Below are 2,212 nucleotides of genomic sequence, written 5' to 3'. Positions count from 1 at the left end.
GCCTTCAATACTTTTGAAGGATGCACTGCAAGTCTTATAGCGAGTATCTCTAAACAGGACACTCACTTAAAATCATCAAAACGCATGGCTGACCTTTTAGAAACTGCCACTAATGAAGGATCTTTCAAAACTCTGGTTAATGCTCTTGAGGCTGCTGGTCTGTTTGAGATTCTCAAGAGTCCAGGACCCTATACTGTCTTTGCTCCAACCGACGAAGCATTTGCCAAAATTCCAGAGGATACACTGGCTTCTTGGATGGACAACATCCCCAAGCTGAAGCAAATTTTAATGTATCACGTCCTGTTTGGGGATGTTAGAACTGATAACTTCGTCGAGATAGATTCCGCTGAGACAGTTGAGGGCGGCATTCTGGGGATTGATAGCACCGACGACGGTTTTAAAGTGAATGATGCGAAGGTGCTAAAAACAGATATCCTTACCGATAACGGCGTCATCCATGTCATTGATTCAGTACTTACACCGACGATAATGTCTAAATAGGCACTAATTTCTGCTGTTGAATTCTGTCTTCAGACAGAATTTATTGACCAAAAACTGGGTAATGGTAAGACAAAAGCAAATTTGGAGTCAGTGCGATCTAAACGACATCGTAAAAATTTAAAATTCGATTTGCTGACATAAAAAAGGAGGCACCTTTGCAAAGGTGCCTCCTTTTGATTTGGGCGATCGCCAAGGAATGTGGATTAAATAATTGGTCAAATTCACATTCTGTAAGGACATGGCACAAACACGCCCCTACCCAGACAATTAGAGGTTAATCAATCCACCCTTCTTCGCAAACATTCGCGAAATTCGTTTAACCCAGGATGCATCCACTACGCGCTGGCAAATGCAAGGACAGATGGTTGGATTCTCCCTCACCGCTCCATGACACCTCGGCAGTGCCATACAATTGCTGATTAGGCTTGGATTGTAGCCCCGTCACCTCAAAACTCACATGATCTGCCGGTGCCGTCCCCACGTTAATGGCAACAATCAGTTCCTCATCTCCCAATTTCCGAGCAAAGACGTAAACTGTTCCTTCCGCAAACAGAACGTGATAGGAACCTGTACGCAAGGCTGGATATTGGTGACGCAGGGCGATTAGTTGCTTGTGATAATCTAGAACATCACGCTCCCAGTGAGCTTCTATCGGAAAACCCCGACGCGAATCCGGATCGAGTTTTCCCGGTAATCCCACTTCATCACCATAGTAGATGCTAGGCGCACCGGGATAAGTCAATAGCAGCAATGTTGCTAGTTGAACACTCTCCTTATCACCGCCTGCAATAGAAATCAGTCGCGCCGTATCGTGGCTAGCTAGCAAATTCAACTGAGTCAGTTGAATATCCCACGGATAAAAATCCAACAATTGCTGGATTTTTTCGGCATACTCTGGTGCAAAGAGGGGCGGGTAGGGATGGTAAGAGCGATCTTTCACTTGCTCAATGTCTACGCGATCGCCTGCGGCAAAAGCAATCGTCGGCGCAGCAAATAAATAGTTCATCACCCCGTCAAACTGAGTTCCATCCAGCCACTCGCGGGAATCTCCCCAGACTTCCCCCACGATGTAGGCTTCCGGGTTAATGGCTTTTACGCGATCGCGAAATTCCTGCCAAAATCCTTGAGCCTTAATCTCAAACGGCACATCCAAGCGCCAGCCATCAATGCCGAATTTAATCCAATATTCGGCAATCTCCATAATATATTCCCGCACTTCCGGATTTTCATGGTTGAACACTGGCAGCGCCCGATTTCCGTCCCAGCCCTCATAATTCGCCGGAAAATCGCCGTTATACGCCGATAAAGGCCAGCCTTCAATCTTGAACCAATCCACCCAAGGCGAATGGGGGCCATTTTCCAGAACATCGTGGAAAAAGAAAAATCCCCGACTAGAGTGATTAAACACTCCATCCAGCACAACCTTAATATCCCGTTCGTGGGCAGCTTCCAGCAACTCCCGAAAAGCGCCATTTCCCCCCAGCATCGGATCGACCTGATAATAGTCGTGAGTGTGATAACGGTGATTACTAGCCGATTGAAAGATGGGGGTAAAGTAAATCGCATTAATCCCTACATCCTGCAAGTAATCCAGCTGTTCCATCACCCCCCACAAATCACCGCCCTTGTACCCTTGAAGCGTCGGTATTTCGTGCCAATCTTCCCATCGGGTATCCTTCAAAAGCCGCTTGTGAGAATGCTTCGTTTTAGC

General features: G+C 46.7%; 2 protein-coding genes. One reads left to right on the top strand and one right to left on the bottom strand.

The annotated features are described in order from the left end of the window. The first annotated feature begins 84 nt into the window (after positions 1-84). A complete protein-coding gene (locus H6F50_RS07590; protein ID WP_190410504.1) occupies positions 85-501 on the top strand; it encodes a fasciclin domain-containing protein in 417 nt (138 codons plus the stop codon). A gap of 316 nt (positions 502-817) precedes the next feature. Here H6F50_RS07590 and H6F50_RS07585 read toward each other — a convergent pair. After that, positions 818-2,212 (bottom strand): glycoside hydrolase family 13 protein (locus H6F50_RS07585; protein WP_190428057.1); only part of this gene is annotated, 1,395 nt, incomplete at its 5' end.

Origin of the sequence: Coleofasciculus sp. FACHB-712, from assembly GCF_014695635.1 — a bacterium.
GTDB lineage: Bacteria > Cyanobacteriota > Cyanobacteriia > Cyanobacteriales > FACHB-T130 > FACHB-T130.
This window is presented reverse-complemented; position numbering and strand designations above follow the sequence as displayed.

What these genes read in the sequence shown, in the direction of transcription:
- H6F50_RS07590 (WP_190410504.1), top strand. Translation starts at nt 85, where the DNA reads ATGGCTGACCTTTTAGAAACTGCCACTAATGAAGGATCTTTCAAAACT.